Below are 21,800 nucleotides of genomic sequence, written 5' to 3' on the forward strand. Positions count from 1 at the left end.
TGCCGAGGCTAGTCGCGCCTCAGCCGAAGTCCACATGTTGGAACGTGACGGCGAACGTCGCCTTCCGCGCGTGCAGCCGGTACTGCGGCAGCACCCCCGGCCCGCACGACGCCGTGCCCAGGCCGTGCTGGGCGAGGTCGAGGTTCAGGTGGACGTGGTCGCGCGGTTTCAGGTCGGTCGTGTGCCGGGCGGCGTCGAGGTCCTCGCTGGTCCAGCGGCGGGCGGTGAAGTCGAACACCGGCTCGCCGTCGACCAGGAGGCCGCCGATGCGCAGCCAGCGGGCGTCCGCGCGGTTGCCGTTCTCCTGCGGGAAGACGTACGGCGTCTGCAGTTCGTCCACTGTGGACTTGAACCGGCCGGTGCGGGCGGCCTGGCGGCTGTCCGCGTACGCCTCGCCGGGACCGGCGCCGAACCACTCGACGGTGTCGAAGGTTCCCGGCAGCGCCATCCGCAGGCCGAGGCGGGGGAGCGTGCACGGCCACTCGCCGTCGGGGGTGACGTCGAGCTGGAGGCGCAGCCGGTTGCCGTCCGCGGTCCACGTGTAGTCGGCGAACATGCCGAAACCCCGGCTCGGCGGCGCCACGCGGGTGCGGACGACCAGTGCCGTCTCGCTGGTGTCGACGTCGATGACGCGGTGCTGCAGGCGGTGCAGGCCCGCGTCCCGCCAGGCCTTCTCGTCCGGGTGCTCGGAGCCCCGGTCGTTGTCGGTGGGAGCGCGCCAGAGGTCCAGGCGCGGGCCGTGCACCGGGTGGTCGCCGAGGCGGGTCAGCAGGCCGGTCGCCGGGTCGAACTCGCCGGGACCGAGCCAGAGGACGTCGCCGATGCCGACCAGCTCGACGCCGTTGATCGGGTTCGCGGGCCTGGGCTCGGTGACGGGGAACTGGCCCCAGGCGAGGACGTGCCCGGCGTCGGCCCAGGTCGTGGCGGTGCGGAGGGAGGCCCGGACGGTGAGCAGGCCTTCGCCGGTGACCGCGGGCAGTTCCGGCAGCGGCACCTCGCCGTGTTGCCCGGCGGGGACCGGCGGCACCTCCAGCGAACCGCTCGCCACCTCGATCCCGTCGGCCTCGTACACCCAGCCGAACCGCAGGTGGTCGAGCGACACGTGGTCGTAGAGGCTCGCGATCCGGATCCCGGACCCGGCCGCCGTGATCCGCACCGGCTCGAAGACCTTGGCGAACTCCAGCAACCCCGGCGAGGGCGTGCGGTCCGGGAACACCAGCCCGTCGATCACGAAGTTGCCGTCGTGGATCGTCTCGCCGAAGTCACCGCCGTACGCGAACGACCCGTCGCGCTCCAGCCCGTGGTCGATCCACTCCCAGATGAACCCGCCGTGCACGGTGGGGTACCGCTCGAACAGCTCGCGGTACTCCAGCATCCCGCCCGGCCCGTTGCCCATGGCATGCGCGAACTCGCACAACATGAACGGGATCCCGTGCGTCCTCTCCTGCCCGATCTGCTCGACCTCGGCGTGCGAGGCGTACATGCGGCTGTAGACGTCGACGTACTCGCAGTCGAAGTCGCCCTCGTAGTGCACCGGACGGGACGGGTCGCGGTCGCGGGTCCACGACGCCATCGCCGCGAGGTTGCGGCCGGTGTGCGCCTCGTTGCCCAGCGACCACAGCACGATCGACGGGTGGTTCTTGTCCCGCTCGACCATGCGGCGCATGCGGTCCAGGTAGGACTCGGCCCAGCGCGGGTCGTCACTGGGGTTGCCCGCCCACTGCAGCTCGCCGAAGCCGTGCGTCTCCAGGTCGCACTCGTCGATCACCCACAGGCCGTGTTCGTCGCACAACGACAGGAAGTACGGGTCCGGCGGGTAGTGGCTGGTGCGCACGGCGTTGACGTTGTGCCGCTTCATGAGCAGCACGTCGGCGAGCGCGGTCTCACGCGGCACCGCGCGGCCGGACCGCGGGTGGTGCTCGTGCCGGTTCACGCCGCGGAACACCACTCGGGCACCGTTGATCGTGAGCACGCCGTCGGTGATCGCGACGGTCCGGAACCCGATCCGCACCGGCACCCGTTCGGCGTCGGTGTGTACGACACCGTCGTACAGCCGGGGACTCTCCGCGCTCCACGGCTCGACCGGCACCGAGACGGACTGTCCGGCCGGGAGATCGGTGACGCCCAGCTCCGGCACGGTGACCATCGCGCCGTCGACCGACAGGGTGCCGAGTCCGGACACGTGGTCGTAGGAGGCGTGCACCTGGTAGTCCGCGACACCGCCGCGCGGCCGCGACAGCAGCGCGACCGAGCGGAAGATGCCCGACATCCACCACATGTCCTGGTCTTCCAGATAACTGCCGGACGACCACTGGTGCACGCGCACCACCAGGACGTTGCCCTCCGCGCGCAGCAGGTGGCCGACCTCGAACTCGGTGGGCAGCCTGCTGCCGCGCGTCACGCCGAGCTCGACGCCGTTGAGCCACACGAGTCCGCACGAGTCGATGCCGTCGAACCGCAGCACGGCGGGCTCGGCGGGCCAGTCCGCGGGCAGGTCGAACACCAGCCGGTGGTCGCCCGTCGGGTTCTCCGACGGCACGAACGGCGGCTCGACCGGGAACGGGTAGACCACGTTGGTGTACGCGGGACAGCCGTGGCCCTGCAGCTGCCAGTGGCCGGGGACGGTGATCGTGTCCCAGTCGCTGTCGTCGAAGTCGTCGTGCTCCGCCCCGAGCGGTGCGCCGGCGTGCGGTGAGAGGCGGAAGCGCCAGGTCCCGTCGAGCGACAGGGAAGCGGCGTCGGAGGTGAAGAAGGCGCGTGGTGGCAGCGCGCCGGTGCCCGGACCGAAGTCTTCGACGTACGACAGCAAGGTGGTCACCCTCCGAGAGCCGTGAGCGTTCCCGTGAACGTTCACGGGATGTCGCGAGCATGAGGCGGAACGAGCGGGAGTGTCAACCCCCGGGCACTGGAACAGCTGGTCAGGCAGACTCGCGCAGCAGCAGCGCCGCCTGCACGACCAGGTCGTCGCCGGACAACGGCTCGTCGCCCGCCAGCAGCCGGGCCGCCTGCTCGACCACGAGCGCGCCGATCCGGCGGGTGTCGAGCCCGACGGTGGTCAGCTCGGGGTCGACCACGGTGCCGAGCTGCAGCCCGTCGAACCCGATCACGGCCAGCTCCCGGCCGAGCCGGCGGGCGGCGCGCAGGGCACCGATCGCGATGACGTCGTTGAACGTGAACACCGCCGTGAGGTCCGGCCGGTGGTCGAGGAGCTCCGCCAACGCCTCGGCGCCGCCGTTGACCGACTGCGCGGCGCCCGCGACCGCGTCCGGGATGAGTCCGTGCGCCGCCATCGCGTCGTGGAACCAGCTGTACCGGTCGCTCCGGCCGGTGCGGTTCACCTGGTCGAGCATGCCGATGCGGCGGTGACCGGTGGAGACCAGGTGGTCGACGGCCGCGCGGACGCCCTGGGCGCCGTCGATCCGGATGGAGCTGAACCTCGGTGAGTGGTGCTCGCGGCCGATCAGCACCACCGGCATGCCGCGCGTGTGCTGGTCCAGCTCGGCCGCCGGGAGGCTGAGGTAACCCACCACCGCGTCGACCTGCGAGCCGATGACCTGCAGCGTCCCGCGTTCCTCCGTGACGCTGCCGGCCGTGTCGTACACGACGACGTGCCAGCCGCGGGCGCGCGCGGCCTCCAGCGCGGCGGCGGCGACCTCGGTGAAGAACGGGTTGAGCAGGTCGGGGATGACCAGGCCGATCGACGTGGTGTCGGGGCGCACGAGGCCGCGGGCGAAGCGGCTCGGCCGGTAGCCCAGCTCGCGGGCGGCGTCGAGCACGCGCTGCTTGGTCTCGCCGTCGATCTCGCCCTTGTCGTTGAGCGCGCGCGACACGGTCTGCCGCGACACCCCGGCGGCGCTCGCGACGTCGTTGATCGTGATCCTCTGGCTCATCCTCTGGGAGTATGCAGGGCGTCGAGCACCGCGGTGATCGCGGCGCGCGAATCCCGCCGGACGGCCGCGGTGATCCTCCTGGTCACCGGCAGCTCCTTCGTGATCACGTCGAACCTCGCGTCGACGGCCAGCGCGGGCAGCACCGCGACCGCCAGACCGGCCTCGACGTGCTTGAGCGTCAGCATGTAGTTGCTGAACCGGCCGACGACCCTCGGCTCGAACCCCGCCTGCCGGCACAGCCGCGTCGCCAGGTTCGCCATGTACGAGCCGGGGACGTCGAACGCCCACGGCTCGTCCTTGCAGGCCCTGAGGTCGTTCTTCGCCTGGCCGGGCGGGCTGAGCAGCACGATCGGGTCCTCGGCGAGCGGCACGACGTCGATGTCGGGCGGCACCGGCAGCTCCACGAAGTCGGTCGTCGTGATGATCACGTCGACCTCGCCGGCGAGCAGTGCGGGCATGCTGGCGTGCGGCTCCAGCTCGACGAGCTCCACCTGCAGGCGCGGGTGGCGCAGGCGCGCGACCGCGGGCACGGCCAGGGTGTGGATCGCGCTCTGGAACGCGCCCAGCCGGACCCGTCCGGACGGCTCCTCGCCCAGGGCGCGCAGCTCGGCCTCGACGGCGTCCATCTGGTCGAGGATCGACCGCGCCCGCCGCGCCAGGATCAGCCCGGCCGACGTGAGCCGGACGCGCCGCCCGGTCCGTTCGATCAGCTGCGTGCGCGTCTCGTTCTCCAGCACCGCGAGCTGCTGCGACACGCTCGACGGGCTCAGGTTCGCGGCCTGGGCCACCGCCCGCACCGTGCCCAGCGCGTCGAGCTGGCTGAGCAGGCGCAGGCGCCACGGGTTCAGCGTCATGCTGTGCAGTATTTCCGAACAGCGAGCGCGGAAATGTGAGATGGACCTGATGCTCGGCGAGTCCTAGCTTCGAACGCATGGACACCTTCTGGGACGACGTCGACCGCCACCTCGTCCGCTACGGCGGCACGTTCACCCGCGCGATCATCGACAGCGCGTCGGGGAGCTTCCTGTTCACCGAGGACGGCCGCCGGATCCTGGACTTCACGTCCGGCCAGATGAGCGCGATCCTCGGGCACTCGCACCCGCGCATCGTCGAGACCGTGCGGCGCCAGATCGCGAACCTGGACCACCTGTTCAGCGGCATGCTCAGCCGCCCGGTCGTCGATCTCGCCCGGCGGCTGGCCGCCACGCTGCCGCCGTCGCTGTCGAAGGTGCAGCTGCTCACCACCGGCGCCGAGGCGAACGAGGCCGCGTTGCGGATGGCCAAGCTCGTGACCGGCAAGCACGAGGTGGTGTCGTTCGCCCGCTCGTGGCACGGCATGACGGCGGCCGCCGCGGCCGCGACCTACAGCGCCGGCCGAAAGGGCTACGGCCCGGCCGTCCCCGGCAACTTCGCGATCCCGGCGCCGTCCGGTGACTGGCAGGCGCAGCTGGACCTGGCGTTCGACCTGGTCGACGCGCAGTCAGTGGGGTCGCTGGCCGCGTGCATCGTCGAGCCGATTCTCAGCTCCGGCGGGATTCTGGAGCCGCCGCCGGGCTACTTCGCGGCGCTGTCCGCCAAGTGCCGCGAACGCGGAATGCTGCTGATCCTGGACGAGGCGCAGACCGGGCTCTGCCGCACGGGCACCTGGTACGCGTTCGAACGCGACGGTGTGGTGCCGGACGTCCTGACCCTGTCGAAGACCCTGGGCGCCGGGCTCCCGCTGGCCGCGGTGATCACCTCCGCGGAGATCGAGGAGGAGGCGCACGCGCGCAACTACCTGTTCTTCACCACGCACGTGTCGGACCCGCTGGTCGCCGCCGTCGGCAACACCGTGCTGGACGTGCTGGCCGAGGAACGGCTGGACGAGCGGGCCGCGAAACTGGGGACGTTCCTGCGCAACGGCCTGGACGACATCGCCGCACGCCACTCGCTGGTCTCGGACGTGCGCGGCCGGGGCCTGCTCGTGGGGCTGGAGATCGCGGACGAGTCGCTGAGCGCGCCGATCACCCAGCGGTGCCTGGAGCTCGGGCTGCACATGAACATCGTGCAGATCCCCGGGATGGGCGGGGTGTTCCGGATCGCGCCACCGCTCACGGCGTCGGAGGAGGAGCTCGCGCTGGGGCTGAGCATCCTCGACGAGGCGATCGGCGCCGCCTGACCTCGGCCGAAAGGATGAGGCCGGCGAGGGTTGTCGGCCGAAGGACCATGATCTCCCATCCCGGGGGCCGATCCGGCGCCGTCCCCGACCGCAGTAGGCTCGTTCTCATCGAACGTCTGGGGGACGGGCGTCTTGGGGGACGGGATTCTCTTGTGCTGCGTCAACATCGTTTTGTCACGCAGGTCGACCTGCGCCGGGTCTGGGCCGTGGTCGCGACGGGCGTGCTCGTCTGGGTCTGCGCGAAGGGCTTCGGCGACGGCCTGCTAGACCTGCGGGTCTACCTCGCGGGCGGCGACGCGTGGTGGTCGGGGACCGATCTCTACGGTCCGGATTTCAAGGCGCCCTTCGGGTTGCCGTTCACCTACCCGCCGTTCGCGGCGATGCTCTTCAGCGGGCTGTCACCGCTGCCGGTGCCGCTCGTCGCGGTCCTGTTCACGGCGGCCGGGATCGCGCTGTTCACGGCCGCGTGTCACGTGGCGGCGCTCAGGAGTGCCGTGCCGTGGGCGGGCTTCGGCGTGGCGGCCGCGTGTCTGCTGCTCGAACCGCTGCGCGGCAGTCTCGACCTCGGCCAGGTCAACATGGTGCTGATCGGGCTCGTCGCCGCCGACTGCCTGCTGCCGCGCACGCCGTGGCCGCGGGGCCTGCTCGTCGGCCTCGCGGCCGCGATCAAGCTGACGCCGGCGATCTTCGTGCTGTTCTTCCTGGCGCGCCGGCGGTGGCGGCCCGCGCTGATCGCCGTCGGCACGTTCGCCGGCGCCGGTCTCCTCGGCTGGGTGCTCGCACCGGCCCAGTCGAAGCAGTTCTGGTTCACGGCGATGCTCGACCCCGGCCGCGTCGGCGGGCTCGCCTTCGCCGGCAACCAGTCGTTGCGCGGGATGCTGTTCCGGCTCGGGGCGTCCGAGCACGTCTGGATGGCGATCTGCGCGGTCGTGCTGGCGGTGACCGTGGTCGCGCTGCCACGGCTGCGCGACGACCTCACCGCGCTGCTGGCCGTGGCCGCCGCGGGACTGCTGGTCTCACCGGTGTCCTGGTCGCACCACTGGGTGTGGATCGCGCCCGCCATGTTGGTGCTCGGGGGCTGGGTGCGGATCGCGGTCGCGGCGGTGTTCGCGGTGGGCCCGCACTGGCTGCTGCCCTCGACCGAGGATCGGGAGCTCGCGTGGACGTGGTGGCAGCACCTGATCGGCAACGCGTACGTGTGGCTGGCGCTCGCCTTCCTGGGCTGGTGCGCGGTCCAGGCCACGCGGCATCGCTCGCCGACGAGCGGCGATGTCCGCGACCCCGACGGCTACTTGGTGGCCGGCGCGGGCAGCTTGCCGAGCAACGCGCGGGCCTTCCGCAGGATGTCGGCCTCCTCGTGGCCGAACTCCGACAGGTAGTGGCGCAGCGCGTGCCGCAGGAGGACGAGCTCCTCGTCGGTCAGCTCCAGGGTGGTACCCATGGGTCCATGTTAGGCCTGATCAGGCGGTGGCGCGGCTCGGAGACCGCGCCACCGGCGGTCAGCCGAGCAGGTAGTGCATCGACCGCGCCATCACCAGGTTGCGGGCGTCGGCGTTGGTGATGCCCTCGAAGCCGAACCCGAAATACAGGGTGTCGGCGGTCTTCACCACCGCGCCCTCGGGGAACCCGGCGGCGGTGGTGCGGGTGAAGTTGTTGCCGTTGGGCGCACTTCCGGCGGGCGGACCGGTCACGGCCCATCCGTCCAAACCGGACTCGAACGACGTCGTGCCCTCACCGGTCGTGACGGCGACGTCGTCGACGAACACCCCGAGCCCCTGCGTGGCCCAGTCGCTCGCGTAGGCGATGGAGACCTCGACCTGGCCGCCCGCGTAGGCGGACAGGTCGACGTCCCAGTTCTGCCAGCCACCGGACCCGCCGGACGCGGCGTTCCACGCGCCCGTCGACCCGGTCGGCGAGCAGGTGCCGTCGGCGTTGAGCGTCTGGTAGTGGTCGAGCTGCGGGTGCAGGTCGCGCCACCCGGCCGGGCAGCTCTGGCCGGTGCTCGTCGTGGTGTGCCCGTTGAGGTCCGGCAGCGTCGTCCAGTTGCCGCCACCGGCGGTGCGGGCCTCGACGAACACGTGGTCCCACTCGGGTTCGGTGTCGTACGACGTCCAGAACGACAGGTGGGCACCACCCGCGCGCACGGTGATCGTGCGCGTCAGCCGCTTGTACGACACGTCACTGATCTGCGAGTACATGTAGTGGTCACCGGCGTGCGGCGCGAACGGGCCGCCGGGGCGGTCCCAGGCCGCGGCCACGTTGCTCGCGAACTGCGGGTACTGGTCGACCGGCAGCAGTCCGCTCGTCGTCAGGAACGACGCCGTGTGGTCCTGGTTCCCGGCGCTGTCAGCACCGTTGAGGCTCAACGAGATGCCGGTCAACGGGTCCGCGACGCCGTCGACCGAGAACGGGACGCCGTTGTCGTCCTGGCCGGTGCCCTCGTTGACGATCGCGGCACCGAACCAGTACTCGAGGACGTCGTTGACGTTGTCGCCGGAGCCCGCGAGCGGACGGCACCGCTGCGCCGCGTCCGGCAACGTGCTGCACTGCTTGTTCTCGAACGGGTCGTAGAGCTGCGTGCCGTGACCCGTGGCGTACTGGTGCCCGGCGTACTTGCCGGTGTAGAGCACCTTTCCGCCCTCGTTGAGGTAGTCGCGGATCTCGAACAGCTCGGTCTGCGCCAGGCTCGACGCGTTGCCGGGACCCCAGCCCGGTTCGCGCGTGATGACGTCGTCGCCCGTGTACCAGATGACGGCCTTGTAGTGGCTGAGCACGCCGAGCGCGTCAGGTGCCTTGCGGCCGTTGGCATCCACGTCGTACACGTCGCTCGCGATGCCGTTGGCGGTGAGCGCGTCGGTGTAGTACGAGAGGTACTTCGGCGCGGTCACGCCCTGGTTGGGCGAGGCGCCGGTGTAGTCCTCGGCGGCCAGGACGAGCACCTTGTCGTTCGACTCGGACACGGCCCGGTAGGTGAACGACCTGCTCGCCTTGCCGCCGCCCTCGAACCACACCTTGACCTGGTCACCGGGGTTCGTGCCGGTCACCGTGCCGCGCACGACGTGGTAGTAGTTGGCGTTGCCGATGCCGTACCGCTCACCGCCGGTCCACTCGGTGGTCGGCGTGCTGTGCACCGGCCCGTTGCCGATCTGCCACTTCGCGGTGACGGCGCCGAGCGACTTCTTGGCCAGCACCCGCACCTCCTGCGGATCGCCGTAGGAGACGTCGAAGGTGAAGTCCAACATGGACAGCGGCGCGTTCTCCGGGTCGATGTCGGCCTGGTCGAGGTAGAACGGCTCGACCGAGATCCCGACCGAGGACTTGGGGTTGGCCGGGTCGAGCGCGGAGCGCGCCTGCGACAGCGCGAACGGCAGCGTCTTCTGGAACTCGGCCTCGACGAGCGTCTCGTCGTCCGGGAAGACGAAGCCGCAGCCGTCGCAGCCTTCGCTGAGCTCCGGGGTGAACGCCACGGTGCCGGCGTGGGCATCGGCGTAGTCGGTGGTCTCACCGTTGGTCACGTACAGCTCGTCGGAGCTGATGCCGGGGTCGAAGCCGGGGATCGCGGGCTTGGCGTCGGTACCGGCCAGCGCGACGTACACCGGGTTGTCGGCCTCCGGCGAGCCGGTCTGCCAGCCCTGCGGGTAGAGGATCTGCTGGGCGTAGGAGTGCCAGTTGGTCTGGAACTTCGGCTTGATCCGGTTGATCAGGCCCTGCATCGCCCTGGTCTCCGGTTCGGAGGCGGCGGCGGGACCCCGGTAGGTGTCGCTCGCGGTCGCGGTCGACGAACCCTCGTTGTCGTAGTTGAAGTGCTCGTCGAAGTTGCGGTTGGGGTCGACGCCGTCGCCCACGGTGATCTGCCCGTTGCCGTCGTTGTCGCGCAGGTTCTTGCGCCACAGGCGTTCCACGTCGAACGTGTACTGGTAGCCGTCCGGGTTGGCGACGAGCACGAACCACAGCTCGGTGTCCTTGAGGAGGTCCTTGATCTCCTTGTCGCCCGCCTTGAAGCGGTTCACGTAGTGGTTGAGCAGCCTGCGGTTCACCTCGGTGCTGATCCACTCGCGCGCGTGCTGCGTCGAGGAGTACAGCACCGCCGGGCGGCTGCCGTCGCGCAGCCCGTTGGCGCCCTGCGTGACCTTGAGCGCGATGATCTCCCGTCCCTGCCCGGTCCTGCCGAGCACCTCCAGCTTGACGAGGTTGACGTTGTCGCGCGCCAACGCGTACAGCTGGTCGCGGATGCCGCCGGGCTGGTCGTAGGACCGCCAGACGGTGTAGCCCTGGGCGGCCTGCTCGGCGGCGAGCTGACGGGTGCTCTTGCCGTCTTTGGTCTTCTTGAGCTTCGCCGCCATCCCGCGCTGGGCGAGGTCCTTCTGCTGGGCCGAGTCGAGGACGAGCTCGACCTCGACGCCGTCGCCGGACGTTCTGGCCGCGGCGACGTCGAAGCCCTGTCTGGAAAGGTCACCCGCCTGTTTCGGGGTCACCTGGGCGACGTAGACGTCGAGCGGGTCGGGAGCGGGTGCGGCCGCGGCGGGTGACGCCGCTGCACCGCCGAGGACGAGTGCCAATGCCGACAGGAGTGTCGTGGACCGCTTCATCGCGTTCCTCCGGGGCGTGCGTGGTCGACGCAAGACGCGCCGACGTTACGCCGATCAGCCGTTACATGGTCGAGCCTTTCGGCCCTACTCGTTCGGCCCAACGGTCGCGCGAGGTGATGGCGTGATCACAGATCGAGGGTGCGGAACGAGTAGCGCGCCACGACCCTGGCCCAGCGCCGGTAGTCGGCGGTGTCGTTGGTGATCCCGGTGGCGGTGATGATCTCGGCGATCTTGGCTTCGAGCCCCGCCGGTGGCGCGGTGATGCCGCGCCGCCGGATCAGGGACGTGAAGGCCGGCGGCAGCGGCCGGTCGCCGAGCAGGTCGCGCATGAACTCGGTGGCCTCCTCCGGCTCGCCCAGCAGGACGCTGAGCAGGAGCAGCACCGGCTTGTGCCCGTCGTCCCGCAACGCGGCCAGGTCGGCTTCGGTCAGCGCGGCGCGCAGCAGGCGGTAGGTGTTGATCAGGCGCTTCGCCGATCGCGGTGTCTCGATGAACGGGCGGACCGCGATGATCATCGCGTGTTCGGCCCGGGTGAGCCGCAGCGCGCCCGCGGAGAGGTCGACGGCGGGCTTGTGGTCGTGGACGACCCAGGTTCTGACCCGGCCGTCGCGGTTGCCGGTGGCGAGCCTGCGTCCGTCGGGGGAGAAGGCCAGGGCCGAGATGTAGCCTTTCGCAGGTACCTCGGCGCGGAGCGTTCCGGTTTCGCAGTCCCAGATCGACACCTTGCTCCCGTCCGAGGCCGCGATCACGTTGTGCGGGCCGAACTCCAGGAACATCGCGTTGTGATCGAGCGTGATCTCGGGGGTGTCGGTGTTGGTCAGGTCACGCAGGCGGAGCCCGGATTTGTTGTCGCGCACAGCGAGCCAGCGTTCGGACGGGTCCACACGCGCGGTGATGGCCGAGCCCCCGACCTCGACTGTTACTTCGGTGCTCCCGTTCCTGGCCACGACGGGTCCGGCGTTGTCCCGTCCGACCGTCCAGGAACGGGAGAGCGCGAGCACCTCGCTCTCCCCTGGCAACTTGGTCTCGTTCGTCAGGTCGCTGACGTACCAACCGGATTTGGTCTCCAGCGCCACCCGGCCGGTCTGCGCCGAGCCGACGGCGCGGGTCACCCGACCGTTGCCCGCCTTGACGGTCTGCTTCTCGTCACCGACGAGCACGGCACCGGACGCTCCCACCACGAGCAACCGGTCGTCGGACACGGGAACCGCGCAGGTGATCGCCTCGTCCACGAGCGTGACGCGGTCTTCGCGCGGGTCGGCGCCCATCATCCACCTGCGGGTCAGAACCCCGGTCGTGTCAACCGATTCCAGCGTCGTCGCGGAGTCGAAGCGCAGGTGGAGGACTTCGCCGCGATCGCGGTAAGCCCTGATCTCGCGGCCCGCCACGGGCGGGGGAGCGGGGCGGCGGACCGGTGCCGGCGGAGCCTCCGCCGGGGCGGTGGCCGGTCGCGGCACGGCCTCCTCGGATGTGGCGGCAGGTGGCGCGTCGGCCGGCTGGGTGAGGGGATCCGGTTCGAGGCGGCCGACGGTGGCGCTGATCAGGTCGGCGTAGCCGGTGGACGACATCGGGCGCAGGCACTGGGAGATCTGGAAGATCTTCTCCAGGTAGTTCTGCGGGGTCGACGCCGTGCGCGGGTCCTCCCCGCCGCCGTTCTCCCGCAGGAACATGTCGAGCGAGCGCAGCAGCCAGCGCGAGTCCACCCCGACCACCACGACGAACAGCGGGAACGCCAGCAGGAGGTGAATGGCCTGCAGCACCTCGACGACCCGGCGGGGCGGGCACCGGTCGAGGTCGTCGATGTAGAGGATGATCCGTTCGAGATCGGCGGCCTGCCCGTTGGCGTTGGTCGCGGTGAGGCGACGGCTCATCTCCTCCAAATCGCGCCGGAGGGTGGCCACCATGCCCTCGTGGCGGCGGTAGTTGCCTGCACCGTTGCGCTCGACGGCGAACGCGCTGATGCTCGTGCCGCGGCGAAGTTCCCTGATCTTCGCGTCCAGCCCGAGGATCTCCTGGTCGATCTCGACCATGCGCTGCCGCAACGTCTCCCGCCGGGCCTCCACCGGCGCCCGCCGCCGCTCGTCGACGCTCGTGACGAGGTCCTTCGCCGCGTCGACCGCCCGTTTCGCGCGGCGCAGGTACGGCTTGCCCGCCAGCAACGCGGTCACGCCGAAGACGGCGTAGGAGGCGATGGCCGTGACGAACGGGTTGAGCCGGTCCCCGAGGAGAACCCCGATGACCGGCGGCCCGGCCACCACCAGCAGCGTGGCCAGGAAGACCACGATCCTCAGGTGCCACTTGGTCCGCTGGAACACGAACCGCAGGTTCTGCCACAGCGTCCCGGCGGTGCTCGCGACCTCGCGCAGGTCGAGCTCGGCCACCTTGTCCTTCGGCACACCGGCCTTCTCCAGCGCCCGGTCGACCTGGTTCGCCGCCTGGCCCGCCACCTGGCGGACGGTGTCGGTGGTGAGCACGTCCCGCACCCCGATGGGGCTCTGGCGCTTCAGCTCCTCGCCGGCGGCGTCGAGCAGGTCGTGGATCTCCTGGCGCCGCGCGCGGAGGTCGTCGTGCGCCTGCCGCACCGACGGCAGGTCCTCCAGCACGGCACGGGAAACCGTCGCCGGGTCCGCGGCCGCGAGGCGGTCGAAGATCGTGGCGGCGAGACTCGCCCACAGGTCGACGTCGATGTAGTGCCAGGCGTTGAACTCGATCTGGCAGACGTGCGAGCACAACGCCGACTCGCGCCCCTCCAGACCGGCGGTCCGCGACTCGGCGGCGAGCAGCCCGATGCGGTCCCGCATCTGCCCCATGAAGAACGACTTGCCGGTGCCCCAGTCGCCGAACAGCCCGATCGACAGCGGTGGCGTGATCTCCTTCGCCAGCACCAGGTCGCACAACGTGTTGACCTCGCCGGTGATGCCCAGCCGGTCCACCCCGGTCGCCACGTCCGCGTCGAATCCGGCGTAACCCCTGGGCGCCGGCTCCGCCTTGGGCCTGAACGGCACGGTCCTGAGACCGGCGTCGGTGGCGGCGACGATCGTGGATCCGTACATCGCCAGAGCATGGATGCTGCTCGCGTCGAAGACCTCCAGCAGGCGGACTTCCGCTGTCCGCAGGTCGACGAGGTGGAGGTGACCGCTGTTGTCCCCGACGACAGCGGTTCCACTGTTCGCAATCGCCGCGCTGAGGGGTGCGTTGCCGATGACGGACGTGGCGGTGAGGATTCGCCTGGTCTCCTGGTCCACCACGACCAGTGAGCCGTTCGCGAGGACACTCACGAGCACCTGCAGGCCGAGCGCGGATCCGGCCACGAGGTCGTGGATCGGTGCGTCCAGCGAAATCCGCCACACCTCGTCGAAGGTGTTGACGTCCCACGCCACCAGCTCGCCGGCATCGCTGCCGCAGACCAGCAGCGGTGGGTCGTCCTCGGCGCCGATGAACGTGATGGCGGAGTCCGTGCGCAGCCTGAAGGTGTGGAGCAACCTGGTGGTGGGCCGCAACTCCCACAACCGGACGGTGTCGTCGTCGCCGACGGAGGCCGCCAAGGAGCGACCGGGCACGGCGGTCGCGGCGACGTCGTAGACCAGCGGGCTGTGCGACTCCAGTCTCGTCAGGGCGGAAAGCCCCGGCAGCGACCGGATGGTCAGACTGCCGTCAGCTCCACCGCACAAGATCGCGTTCAGGCCGGGGATGTGAGCCAGGGCAGGTGTGGCGACCGTGCTGATCCGGTTGATCGGCCCACCGTCCACATCGCACAGAACGACTCCGTCGTCGGTACCGACGGCGAAGGCGACCGCCCCGTCCAGTTCGATCGTGGCGATGGACCAGGCGCTTCCCGGTCGTGGCGGCTCGTACTGCGGATTCGGGAAGAACGGTGGATCGAGTTCGGTGCCGGCGATCGTCGCGAACGTCCGGGCAGGTGCGGCGCTCCGGTCGTCCATCCACCGCCGGATCTCGCGAACCACGAAGGACACGGGGATGTTCCTCAGGCTGGCGGTCACCGTGCCGGTCGTGAGTTCGTCGAAGACGTTGGCCGCCGCCGAACTGAAGTCGCCGTGGAACGCCCTCGCCTCGGTCACTGCAGCGATGATCAAGGCTCGTCCGGACGGCTCCTCGTCCTCGTGGGCCGGAACGACTTCGCCCTTCGTCGCCAGGTCGAGCAGGAACAGGACGTCGGCGTGATCGGGGTGCTGCAGGTTCATGGCCCAGTCCTGCAGGTCCTCGGTCCCGGGTTTCCCGTCGGAGCCGATGATCAGCACGGTCCCCTCGTCGTCGACGGTGGCGTGCGCAAGGATGTGCACGATCAGGAGGTCGCCGGGTTCGGTGCTCTCGATGGACCTCCGCACGGTGTCGCGGATCCGCTGCGACGTGAAGTTCAGGTGCGTCTGGCACTCGTACCCGAACTGCCGCAGCACGCCTGCCAGCCGCTCGGCCCGCTCCGCCGCGAACGGGAAGGCGGCCAGTTTCGCGGCGTACTCCGCGCCCGCGAACAGGATCGCCTGTCTTCTCCCTGCCATCTACCCTCGCGACCGTTCGGCGGTGGGCTGTGCAGAAGTAGGAATCGGCCGCACAGCCCATCGCGTTACCCGGCTAGCGCGCGAACTGGAACCAGTTCACGTTCGCCAGGTCGCCACCCGTGCCACCGGTCCCGACGAGGTACAGCCGGTGCACCCCGGTGGCCCCGGACGCGGCGGCCGTGCGGCTGGTCCACGTCTGCCACCCGCCGGTGCCCGCCGCGGACACCGTGGCGACGAGGGGACCGGTCGGGCTGTCCAGCCGGTACTGCAGCGTGCCGCCCGCGGTCGAGCCGGACGCGATCCGCGTGGTCACCGAGGCCGGTGGCGTGGCACCGAAGTCGACGTCCGCGTAGGCGACGTAGTCGCCCGGCGACAGGTAGCCGACGTTCTGGCCGCAGCCCGAGTCGGTGCAACGCTCGACCTGGGTGCCGCGCTGCTCGTCGTAGTAGGAGGCGCCGATCATCGCGTAGGCGTTCTGCGTGGCCGGGAACTGAGCGCCGAAACCGTACGGGAACAGCGGTGTCTTGCCGTCGCCGGCGTTGATCGGCTGCTGGCTCGCGCTCTGCATCCACGTGAACGGCAGCGTGCCGCTCGGGCGGTAGTCGCCGAACAGGACGTCCGCGACGCCGTTGCCCTCGGTGCCCGGCAGCCAGGCCGCGACCAGGGCGTGCCACTGGGGGAGCTGGGCCGCGATGTCCAGCGGGCGTCCGGACACCAGCACCACGACGACCGGGACGCCGGACGCGCGCAGGGTGGTCAGCGTCGCCAGGTCCTCGCTGTCCAGACCCATCGCACCCGGCCGGTCGCCCTGGCCCTCGGCGTACGGGGTCTCGCCGATGACGGCGATCGCGGCCTGATAGCTGCCGTCGACGCCGGTGCCGTTGCGGTTGTACGTCACCGTGGTCGACGACGACACGGCCGAACGGATGCCTTGCAGCACCGTGGTTCCCGGCGTGACGGGACCGCTGCCGCCCTGCCAGGAGCCGGTCCAGCCACCGCTCTGGTAGCCGATGTCGTCGGCGCTCTTGCCGGCCACGAAGAGCTTGCTCGCGGTCTTGGGCAACGGCAGCACGCCGTTCTGGTTCTTCAGCAGCACCTGCGACTTGCGCACGGCTTCGCGGGCGAGGGCGCGGTGGGCGGCGTTGCCGACGGTCGGCGTGTAGGAGCGATCGGTCAGCGGCTTCTCGAACAGGCCGAGCTCGAACTTCTTGGTGAGGATGCGGCGGTTGGCGTCGTCGACGCGCGACATCGGCACGCGCCCGGCCTGCACCTCGGCCTTGAGCAACGAGATGAACGACCGCCACTCGGTCGGCACCATGATCATGTCCAGGCCGGCGTTGATCGCGGTGCTCACCTCGGCGGCGGTGAAGCCGGGCCGGCCGTCGATCTGGTCGATGGCGTTCCAGTCCGACACGACGAGGCCGCCGAAGCCGAGCTCGTTCTTCAGCACGTCGGTGATCAGGTACTTGTTGGCGTGCGTCTTGACGCCGTTCCAGCTGCTGTAGGTGATCATCACCGAGCCGACGCCGCGTGCGACGGCCTCGCGGAACGGCGGCAGGTGGACCGTCCGCAGCTCGGCCTCGCTGATCTGCGTGTTGCCCTGGTCGTCGCCGTCGGTCGTGCCGCCGTCGCCGAGGTAGTGCTTGGCGGTGGCCATCACCGAACCGGGGTCCGCGAGCTTCGTGCCCTGCAGGCCGGTGATCAGCGTGGTCATCGACGTCGCGTTCTCCGGCGTCTCGCCGAACGACTCGTAGGTGCGGCCCCAGCGGTCGTTGCGCGCGACGCACAGGCACGGCGCGAAGTCCCAGTCGATGCCGGTGCCCGACACCTCCTCGGCGGTGGCGCGGCCGATCCGCTGCACCAGCGCGGGGTCGCGGGTCGCGCCGAGGCCGATGTTGTGCGGGAAGATCGTGGCGCCGGTGACGTTGTTGTGGCCGTGCACGGCGTCCACGCCGTAGATCATCGGGATGCCCAGCGGCGTGGCCAGGGCGCCGCGCTGGAAGTTGTCGTACATGTCCGCCCACGACGTGGCGTTGTTCGGTGACGGCGCGGAACCGCCGCCGGACAGCAGCGAACCGATCCGGTAGGTGGTGAGGTCGGCGGTGGTGACCGCGGTGCGCTCGGCCTGCGTCATCTGCCCGACCTTCTCGTCGAGCGACATCCGGCCGAGCAGATCGGCGACCCGCACGGGGATCGGCTGGTTCGGGTCGCGGTAGACCGGGTCGGCCGCGCAGGCGGTGCCGGTGGGGACCGCGGCGGCCGTGAGCAGGAGCACGACCGCTAGAAGCCTTCTCATGGAACATGACCTCCATGGGGTGAGGTCCTGTTTACCTTGCGGCACAACAGGTTCCGTCGAGCGTAACCGGGGCCTGCAAAGTGGTATAGACCAAAGGGGGACCGGTAGTGGTTCCGGTCCCCTCCGGCGATGCTCAGCGGCACCAGGACTGGACGGTCTCGGCGAAGTCCGGGAACTCGGCCCGAGCCGCGGCCAGCACCTCGGCGGGCGTGCGGGGCTCGACCCCGGAGTGCTCCTCCGCCACCGCGCGCAGTCCGTCGTGCCCGACACCGCTCTCGGCCCCGAACTCGACGGCCTCCTGCGGCCCGACCCCACCGGCCAGCAACCACAGGAACTCGCCCAGGCTCGTGGCCACGACGCCCGCCTCGCCCTCGGACCCGAAGAACGCCACCGGCTGCGCGACGAGCGGCTGCCCCGGCCGCACGAGCCAGCTGGTCACCAGCCCGCCGGTCCCGTCCTGCCCGAACACCCGGAACGCGGCGCCGTCGAGCTCGGAGTTGCCGGTCCAGGCCCTGATCCAGTCGGTCGTCTCCTCGGCGGAGTCGAACTCGTCGTAGGGCTCGTAGTCGATGTTGCACGGCGCCGGTTCCTCGGTCTTCTCGTCGTAGTCCCAGGGGAACTCGACGCCGCTCAACGCGACCAGTGCGGCGGGAAAGGTTCTGTCGTCGGTGATCTCCACGCGCGCACGCTACCGACGAGCCTCACACCGCGATCCGCGCCCTCGTGGCGACGACCGGGCTGCGCATCGCGACACCCAGCATCAGCACGCACAGCCCGTAGACACCGACGCCGAACGCGATTCCGGCGGTGGCCGCCAGCCCGACCAGCAGCGTGGTCCACACCCCGGTCACCAGGGGCACGTACCGCCGCCAGCCCTGCCACACCCCGGCCCGCAGCGTGGTCACGCCGGTCATCAGGAACCCGACGGCGGTCAGCAGCGTGCCGAGCCCGAAGACCGCCCCGACCACCGACGGACCGGTGGCGGACAACGGGTCCGCGCGGAACGGGATCGAGGCCAGCTCGGCGGCGAACAGCACCCCCGTCCCGGCGACGGCCAGCCCGCCACCGGCACGGGCGGCCCTGCCGGTGCCCGCGGCCCCGCTGCGGGCGAAACCGAGCACGCCGACCAGCACCAGCACGTGGAACACCGCGTAGGCGAGGCAGACGAGGACGAAGGTGTCACCGGACCACGGGTAGCTCCACATCGTGTCCGGCACGGACGGCTGAACGGCCAGCACCAGTGCGGCGGACGCGACGGTTGCGGTGCCTCCGGCGATTGCACTCAACGCGTACATGGCGACCTCTCTTTCGGAACGTGAGTTGGTGCCGTGAAGCGTGCTGCGCGGTGGAGGTCTGGGGCATCGGCGTGAGCACGGAACCGAATGCAGTGCTGGCACTGTGGTCGGCCCCCTGAACTGCTGCCACGATGACGCCGTGCCGATGCTCGTGTTCGCGCTGACCGTGGTCGTGGAACTGGGTGCGATCGCCCTCGCGTGGGGCCTCGAACCCCACTACGACACGGTCATGTACGCGATCTACGCGGTCGTCATGGCGGGCGCGGGCGCCCTGATCGCCCGGCGCAGCGTGATCGGCCCGCTGTTCCTGGGGTTCGCGTTGCTCAACGCGGTGGCGTCCGACCTCGCCCAGGCCTGGGCGCTGCGCGGCCTGCCCGGCGGCCAGGTCGCGGAGTGGATCAGCGTGGTGAGCTGGCTGCCCAGCGGCTACGGCTGGATCCTCACGTTCGTGCTGTTCCCGGACGGCAGGGCGGGCCGGTGGCGGCCGGTGCTGTGGGCGGGCACGGCCGGGCTGGTGCTGGCCACCGCCGGATGGGGGCTCAGCCCGGACACCGGCCGCAGCTTCCGCGACGGCCGCAACCCCTTCGCCGTCGAGAGCCTGCCGACCGGTGCGTTGCTCGCGGTGGGCATGACGCTCTTCCTGGGCGCGCTGGCCGCGTCGGTGGTCGCGCTCGTGATTCGGTTCCGGCGCTCGGAAGGCCTGCGACGACAGCAGTTGAAGTGGTTCGTCTTCGCGGCCGCGCTGGCCGGTGCCGGGCTGCCGCTGTCGTTCGCGCTCTGGTACGTCACGCCCGCCGCGGGGGTCATCGCCGCGGTGGCGTTGACGGGGCTCGTCGTGGCCGCGTGCCTGGCCATCCTGCGGTACCGGCTGTTCGACGTGGACGTCGTCATCAGCCGCACGATCGCCTACGGCCTGCTGACCGTGCTCCTCGTCGCCGCCTACGCGGTGACGGTCGTCGTGGTCGGCACGGCGTTCGGCCGCGGTTCCCCGTGGGCGACGGCGGCGGCGACGCTCGTGGCGGCGCTGGCGTTCCGGCCGTTGCGGGCACGGGTGCAGGACGTCGTCGACCGGCGGTTCAACCGGGCCCGCTACGACGCCCGGCGGCGGATGACCGACTTCCTGGAGGCCCTGCGCGCGGGGAAGGCCGAGCCGGAGGACGTGGTGCGGGTGCTGCGCGACGTGCTCGGCGATCCGGGGCTCGACCTGCTCGTGTACCTGCCGGAGAGCCGCGAGCACGTGGACCTCGACGGCGTGCGACGACCGTTAACGACGGGGTCGCGGGTCGTCGTCGAGCGGGACGGGCGGCCCGTCGGCGTGGTCGTGCACACGACGCCGCAGGCCGCACTGGTGCGCGAGGTGGTCGAGGCGGGCGGGCTGGCCGTCGAGATCGCCAGGCTGCGCGTCGAACTGCGCAGGCAGCTCGCCGAGGTGCGGGCGTCCAGGGCGCGCATCGTCGCCGCCGGGGACGCCGAACGCCGCCGCGTCCAGCGCGACCTGCACGACGGCGCCCAGCAACGGCTGGTGGCGATCGGGCTCGCGTTGCGGCACGCCCAGCACCAGCTCACCACCAGCACGCCCGAACAGGCCGGGCGCACGATCGACGAGGCGGTGTCCGAGGTCGCCGTCGCCATCGGGGAGCTGCGCGACCTCGCCCGCGGCCTGCAGCTCGACGGCGGGCTGCGGCCCGCGTTCGACGACCTGGCCCGCCGCTCCCCGCTGCACGTCGAGGTGCACGCCCCGGCACGACGGTTCGCCGAGAACGTCGAGGCCGCCGCCTACTTCGTGGGCTGCGAGGCGCTGACCAACGCGGTCAAGCACGCACGCGCCACCACGGTCGCGCTCACGGTCACCCACCGCGCCGGCAACCTCGTGGTGACCGTGACCGACGACGGGATCGGCGGCGCCGCGCCGTGCGAGGGCAGCGGGCTCACCGGCCTGGCCGACCGCGTGGCCGCGCTGGGCGGCAGACTGCGCGTCGACAGCGAACCGGGTGCCGGGACGACGGTCATCGCGGAGGTGCCGTGCGAGTCGTGATCGCCGAGGACCAGGCGTTGCTGCGCGACGGCCTGGCCCGTCTGTTCGCCGACAGCGGCCACGAGGTCGTCGCCACCCTCGGCGACGCCACCGGGCTCGCGTCCGCGGTGTCCGCGTTCGCCCCCGACCTCGTCGTCGTCGACATCCGCATGCCGCCGACGTTCACCGACGAGGGCGCCCGCGCGGCCCGTGAGCTCAAGCAGACCTGCCCCGGCCTCGGCGTGCTGGTGCTGTCGCAGCACGTCGAGACGACCCACGTGGCGGAGCTGATCACCGAGGGCGGTTTCGGTTACCTGCTCAAGGACCGCGTGCTGGACGTGGCCGACTTCCTCGCCGCGGCCGAGAGGGTCGCCCGCGGCGGTTCGGCGCTCGACCCGCACGTGGTCGCGGGCCTGCTCGGCCGCGACTCGCTCTCGACGCTCTCCGAACGCGAGCGGACCGTGCTCGAACTGATGGCGCAGGGCCTCACCAACACCGGCATCGCGAAGCGGTTGCAGCTCAGCGAACGCACCGTGGAGGCGCACGTCCGGCACCTGCTGATCAAGCTCGACCTGCCGTCCGATGAGGACGGTCACCGGCGCGTGCTCGCCGTCCTGGTCCACCTCAACGCGAAGGCGTGACCCCAGGCCGGCGCGGCACTGACGACCAGGGCCGCACCCGCCCACCCGGCGAGCACCGCCGTCCAGCTCGGCTCCCAGTCCGGGCGACCGAGCCGCAACGCCCAGCTCAGCCCGAAGAGCACCAGGACGGCGACGATCCCCAGATCGGGCCGCGGCGAGCGGACGGCCGGTTCGGTGAAGATCCGGTCCAGCCAGTCCGCCGAGACGACCGCGATGCCCAGCAGCAGCCCGGCGGTGATGAGGTGCCAGGCGAGCGCGGGGGAGAGCCCGGTGAGCAGGTGCAGGAGGTCGAGCGCGGCCGCGGCGGTGAGCAGGGCGAGCGGCAGTGCGACCAGACGGCGCGGCATGTCGTGGTTCCCTTCACGCAGAACGTGCAGCGGAGGTACCCACGACCGCGGGT

Annotated in this window: 13 protein-coding genes and 1 pseudogene; 4 read left to right on the forward strand and 10 right to left on the reverse strand. The window is 71.0% G+C overall.

All coding sequences use genetic code 11. The features are described 5' to 3' along the window. Positions 1 to 19 precede the first annotated feature (19 nt). The 3 genes from ACWEIJ_RS23330 to ACWEIJ_RS23340 form a co-directional block, all read right to left on the reverse strand. Positions 20 to 2,818, reverse strand: a complete 2,799-nt coding sequence (locus ACWEIJ_RS23330) for a glycoside hydrolase family 2 TIM barrel-domain containing protein (protein ID WP_449839322.1) — start codon at positions 2,816 to 2,818, stop codon at positions 20 to 22. A 100-nt stretch (positions 2,819 to 2,918) separates the two neighbouring features. Next, positions 2,919 to 3,890 carry a LacI family DNA-binding transcriptional regulator gene (locus ACWEIJ_RS23335; RefSeq protein ID WP_449839323.1) on the reverse strand — a complete coding sequence of 324 codons (972 nt, stop codon included), beginning with the start codon at positions 3,888 to 3,890 and terminating at the stop codon, positions 2,919 to 2,921. Next, positions 3,887 to 4,744 carry a LysR substrate-binding domain-containing protein gene (locus tag ACWEIJ_RS23340; protein WP_449839324.1) on the reverse strand — a complete coding sequence of 286 codons (858 nt, stop codon included), beginning with the start codon at positions 4,742 to 4,744 and terminating at the stop codon, positions 3,887 to 3,889. Before ACWEIJ_RS23340 ends, ACWEIJ_RS23335 begins: the two co-directional genes overlap by 4 nt. 77 nt (positions 4,745 to 4,821) lie before the next feature. Here ACWEIJ_RS23340 and ACWEIJ_RS23345 point away from each other — a divergent pair, with 77 nt between their 5' ends. Next, the gene (locus ACWEIJ_RS23345) at positions 4,822 to 6,048 is read left to right on the forward strand and encodes an aspartate aminotransferase family protein (protein WP_449839325.1); all 1,227 of its coding nucleotides are present in this window, start codon (positions 4,822 to 4,824) and stop codon (positions 6,046 to 6,048) included. 152 nt (positions 6,049 to 6,200) lie between these two features. Then, entirely contained in the window at positions 6,201 to 7,427 is a 1,227-nt protein-coding gene (locus ACWEIJ_RS23350; protein WP_449839326.1) for a glycosyltransferase 87 family protein, read from the forward strand. A 120-nt stretch (positions 7,428 to 7,547) separates the two neighbouring features. Here ACWEIJ_RS23350 and ACWEIJ_RS23355 read toward each other — a convergent pair whose 3' ends face one another. From ACWEIJ_RS23355 to ACWEIJ_RS23380, 6 genes and pseudogenes are all read right to left on the reverse strand, one after another. Further along, positions 7,548 to 10,637: a M14 family zinc carboxypeptidase gene (locus ACWEIJ_RS23355; protein WP_449839327.1), complete on the reverse strand. Its 3,090-nt coding sequence runs from the start codon at positions 10,635 to 10,637 to the stop codon at positions 7,548 to 7,550. A gap of 125 nt (positions 10,638 to 10,762) precedes the next feature. Next, positions 10,763 to 15,154, reverse strand: a complete 4,392-nt coding sequence (locus ACWEIJ_RS23360) for a P-loop NTPase fold protein (RefSeq protein WP_449839328.1) — start codon at positions 15,152 to 15,154, stop codon at positions 10,763 to 10,765. Positions 15,155 to 15,227: 73 nt separating this feature from the next. Continuing rightward, on the reverse strand, positions 15,228 to 15,617 hold the full coding sequence (locus ACWEIJ_RS23365) for a carbohydrate-binding protein (protein WP_449839530.1): 390 nt from the start codon (positions 15,615 to 15,617) through the stop codon (positions 15,228 to 15,230). Positions 15,618 to 15,641: 24 nt separating this feature from the next. Then, a pseudogene (locus ACWEIJ_RS23370) lies at positions 15,642 to 17,450 on the reverse strand (glycoside hydrolase family 3 protein); the annotation flags it as partial. Between the two features lie 133 nt (positions 17,451 to 17,583). Next, entirely contained in the window at positions 17,584 to 18,129 is a 546-nt protein-coding gene (locus ACWEIJ_RS23375; protein WP_449839329.1) for an SMI1/KNR4 family protein, read from the reverse strand. Between the two features lie 22 nt (positions 18,130 to 18,151). Next, entirely contained in the window at positions 18,152 to 18,745 is a 594-nt protein-coding gene (locus ACWEIJ_RS23380; RefSeq protein WP_449839330.1) for a hypothetical protein, read from the reverse strand. A gap of 145 nt (positions 18,746 to 18,890) precedes the next feature. Here ACWEIJ_RS23380 and ACWEIJ_RS23385 point away from each other — a divergent pair, with 145 nt between their 5' ends. Continuing rightward, positions 18,891 to 20,780, forward strand: coding sequence for a histidine kinase (locus ACWEIJ_RS23385; protein WP_449839531.1), 1,890 nt, complete (start codon positions 18,891 to 18,893; stop codon positions 20,778 to 20,780). Then, positions 20,768 to 21,400, forward strand: a complete 633-nt coding sequence (locus ACWEIJ_RS23390; RefSeq protein WP_449839331.1) for a LuxR C-terminal-related transcriptional regulator — start codon at positions 20,768 to 20,770, stop codon at positions 21,398 to 21,400. The genes ACWEIJ_RS23385 and ACWEIJ_RS23390 overlap by 13 nt, the downstream gene beginning before the upstream one ends. On the opposite strand, the gene ACWEIJ_RS23395 is transcribed toward ACWEIJ_RS23390, so the two are convergent. Next, positions 21,352 to 21,747, reverse strand: coding sequence for a hypothetical protein (locus tag ACWEIJ_RS23395; protein WP_449839332.1), 396 nt, complete (start codon positions 21,745 to 21,747; stop codon positions 21,352 to 21,354). The two genes, ACWEIJ_RS23390 and ACWEIJ_RS23395, sit on opposite strands and share 49 nt — an antisense overlap. Positions 21,748 to 21,800: the final 53 nt, after the last annotated feature.

This window comes from Lentzea sp. NPDC004789 (assembly GCF_053601075.1).

Excerpts from the sequence above, each read along its gene's own strand:
- ACWEIJ_RS23335 (WP_449839323.1), bottom strand. The coding sequence starts at position 3,890 with ATGAGCCAGAGGATCACGATCAACGACGTCGCGAGCGCCGCCGGGGTG.
- ACWEIJ_RS23340 (WP_449839324.1), bottom strand. The coding sequence starts at position 4,744 with ATGACGCTGAACCCGTGGCGCCTGCGCCTGCTCAGCCAGCTCGACGCG.
- ACWEIJ_RS23345 (WP_449839325.1), top strand. The coding sequence starts at position 4,822 with ATGGACACCTTCTGGGACGACGTCGACCGCCACCTCGTCCGCTACGGC.
- ACWEIJ_RS23355 (WP_449839327.1), bottom strand. The coding sequence starts at position 10,637 with ATGAAGCGGTCCACGACACTCCTGTCGGCATTGGCACTCGTCCTCGGC.
- ACWEIJ_RS23360 (WP_449839328.1), bottom strand. The coding sequence starts at position 15,154 with ATGGCAGGGAGAAGACAGGCGATCCTGTTCGCGGGCGCGGAGTACGCC.
- ACWEIJ_RS23365 (WP_449839530.1), bottom strand. The coding sequence starts at position 15,617 with ATGATCGGCGCCTCCTACTACGACGAGCAGCGCGGCACCCAGGTCGAG.
- ACWEIJ_RS23380 (WP_449839330.1), bottom strand. The coding sequence starts at position 18,745 with ATGTACGCGTTGAGTGCAATCGCCGGAGGCACCGCAACCGTCGCGTCC.
- ACWEIJ_RS23385 (WP_449839531.1), top strand. The coding sequence starts at position 18,891 with ATGCTCGTGTTCGCGCTGACCGTGGTCGTGGAACTGGGTGCGATCGCC.
- ACWEIJ_RS23395 (WP_449839332.1), bottom strand. The coding sequence starts at position 21,747 with ATGCCGCGCCGTCTGGTCGCACTGCCGCTCGCCCTGCTCACCGCCGCG.